The sequence below is a fragment of the Acidovorax sp. KPB24-07 genome, assembly GCF_057543315.1.
In genome coordinates, this window is record NZ_BAAJYS010000413.1 from 1 (window position 1) to 2,840 (window position 2,840).

Here is a 2,840-nt window from a genome sequence, read left to right on the forward strand (position 1 = left end):
CTGTCGGTGATCGACGATGGCCGCGGCTTCGACGTGCAGCGCGTGCAGGCCGACGGACAGGGCGGCATCGGCCTGCGCAACATGCGCGAGCGCATCGAGGGCCTGGGCGGCACGTTCGGCGTGGCCTCCGGCCGCCGCGGCACGCGCGTGCTGGCCGTGCTGCCGCTGCAGGGCGACAACGACGCGCCCTACCCCGGGTTTGAACCGTCGCAGGTGCCCGCATGAGCGCGGCGCCCCCCATCCGCGTGCTGCTGGTGGACGACCACCCGCTGGTGCGCGACGGCGTGCGCATGCGGCTGGAGGCCACGGGCCACATCCGCGTCGCGGGCGAGGCGGGCGGCGTGCAGGAGGCGGTGGACCTGGCCGCCGCCCTGCTGCCCGACATCGTGGTCACCGACATCCGCATGCCGGATGCGAGCGGCATCCACCTGGCCACGGTGTTCCGCGACCGCTTTCCGCAGGTGCGCGTGCTGGTGCTGTCCATGCACCACGATGGCGAATATGTGCGCCGTGCGGCCGCACTGGGTGTGCGGGGCTACGTGCTCAAGGACGCGCCGGCGCGCCAGCTGGTGGAGGCGATCGAGGCGGTGCATGCCGGCGGGCGCTACTTCAGCGAAGGCGTGCAGGCCCTGATGTACGAGCCGCCTCCCGTGCCAGCGCCGTCGGGCCGCGCGCTCACCCCGCGCGAGGCCGCGGTGCTCGAGCTGCTGGCCGAGGGCCGATCCAACAAGGACATCGCCCAGCGCATGGGCACCTCGGTGCGCACGGTCGAGACCCACCGCCTGCACCTGCGCCGCAAGCTGCGCATCGAGGGCCAGGCGGCGCTCGTCAAATACGCGGTGGACTACGCCGACCTGCGCAGCGACCCGTGAGCGGCGTGGGCGATCCCTGGCGGCATGGCACCTGTCATTTCGCTGTCATGGCAAACGGCTATGGTCCGCGGTGAAATTGTGTAAGGTTGTAACCATGATCGATGCATCTCCCCGGGGCCGGCGCGATGCCTTGCTGGCGGCGTTGTCGCCCGGGGTGCGCAACGGCCATGGGCCGCTGGCGCAGCTCATGCGCGGCGACGGCCTGCACTGTGTCTTCCAGCCCCTGGCCGATCTGCGCGAGGGCGGCATCTACGCGCACGAGGCGCTGATCCGCGGCCCGGAGGGCACGCCCCTGCACACGCCCGATGCGCTGCTGCGCTGCGCGGGCGACGAAGCCCTGCTGCAGGACTTCGAGCTGCTGTGCGTGTTCATCGCGCTGCAGCAGTGGGGCGTGCTGGGCGCGGCCGGCCGCCTGTTCGTGAACATCAGCGCCGATGCGCTGGTGCGCGGCGTGGCGCTGTGCGGTGGCGCCTCGCTGGCCGAGGCCGCGCAGGCGATGGGCGTATCGGCCCGCATGGTGGTGCTGGAGATCACCGAGCACGAGCGCGTGACCGACATGGAGCCGCTGCGCCACGCGCTGAAGGAAGTGCACGCCAGCGGCGCCCGGCTGGCACTGGACGACTTCGGCGACGGCCGCTCCAGCCTGCGGCTGTGGTCCGAGGCCAAGCCCGACTTCGTCAAGATCGACAAATACTTCGTGCGCGACCTGGGCGCGCACCCCGAGAACCTGCAGATGCTGCAGGCCATCAAGGGCATCGCCGACGTGTTCGGCACCACGCTCATCGCCGAGGGCATCGAGACGCAGGAGGACCTGCGCGCCCTGCGCGACCTCGACATCCCCTACGGCCAGGGCTACCTGCTGGGCCGCCCGGCCCCGCTGCCGCGCGACACCATCCTGCTGCCCGCGCTGGATGCGCTGCGCGACCGCCGCGTGGCCGTGCTGCCGCACCTGGGCCAGAACGTGCGGCCGGGCATCCTGCGCAACCTGCTTGTGGTGCAGGCGCCCACGGCCACGCCGGAGACCCGCAACGACACGGTGGCCGGGCTGTTCAAGGCCCATGCCGACCTGCACGCCATGGCGGTGGTGGACGGCACGCGGCCCGTGGCGCTCATCAACCGCCAGCAGTTCATGAACCACTACGCCACGCTGTACTTCCGCGAGGTGCACGGGCGCAAGCCCTGCATGGCGTTCGCCAACCACGCACCGCGCGTGGTGGAGCTCGACTGCGACGTGGACCAGCTCGTGGGCATCCTCACCTCGCAGGATCAGCGCTACCTGAACGACGGCTTCATCGTCACCGACAACGGCCGCTACGTGGGGCTGGGCACGGGCGACCAGCTGGTGCGCAGCGTGACCGAGGCGCGCATCGAGGCGGCGCGCCACGCCAACCCGCTCACCTTCCTGCCGGGCAACATCCCCATCAGCCTGCACATGCAGCGGCTGCTGGACAGCGGCACCGAGTTCGTCGCCTGCTACGCCGACCTGAACCACTTCAAGCCGTTCAACGACTACTACGGCTACTGGCGCGGCGACCAGATGATCCGCCTCGTGGCGCGCCTGGCCGTGGCCCACTGCGATGCGCAGCGCGACTTCGTGGGGCATGTGGGCGGCGACGACTTCATGCTGCTGTTCCAGAGCACGGACTGGCTGCACCGCTGCCAGCGGATCGTGGACGAGTTCGCGCAGGAAGCCCTGGCCCTGTTCGACGATGCCTCGCGCAAGGCCGGCGGCATCTGGGCCGAGGACCGGCACGGCGTGAAGCGCTTTTTCACCTGCACCACGCTGTCGATCGGCGCGGTGCGCATCACGCCAGGCACCATCGCGCATGCCGAAGAAGTGGCCAACCTTGCGGCCCTGGCCAAGCACGATGCCAAGCTGGCCGCGAGCGGCCTGGCCTGGCGCGACGCGGCGGACGACCCGGAGGCGGACGGCCACGATCGCGGCCCGGCCCGCATCGGCGGGGATGG

2 protein-coding genes and 1 pseudogene are annotated in these 2,840 nt (G+C 71.2%); all 3 read left to right on the plus strand.

Annotated elements, in window-relative coordinates; translation table 11 throughout:
• A pseudogene (locus tag AC27IQ_RS21805) lies at positions 1 to 225 on the plus strand (cache domain-containing protein); the annotation flags it as partial.
• Positions 222 to 872 (plus strand): response regulator, encoded by a 651-nt coding sequence (locus AC27IQ_RS21810; protein ID WP_487090762.1) that lies wholly within the window; start codon positions 222 to 224, stop codon positions 870 to 872. The pseudogene AC27IQ_RS21805 and the gene AC27IQ_RS21810, both read left to right, overlap by 4 nt.
• Before the next feature lie 94 nt (positions 873 to 966).
• On the plus strand, positions 967 to 2,840 hold a 1,874-nt coding region (locus AC27IQ_RS21815), incomplete at its 3' end, for an EAL domain-containing protein (protein ID WP_487090763.1).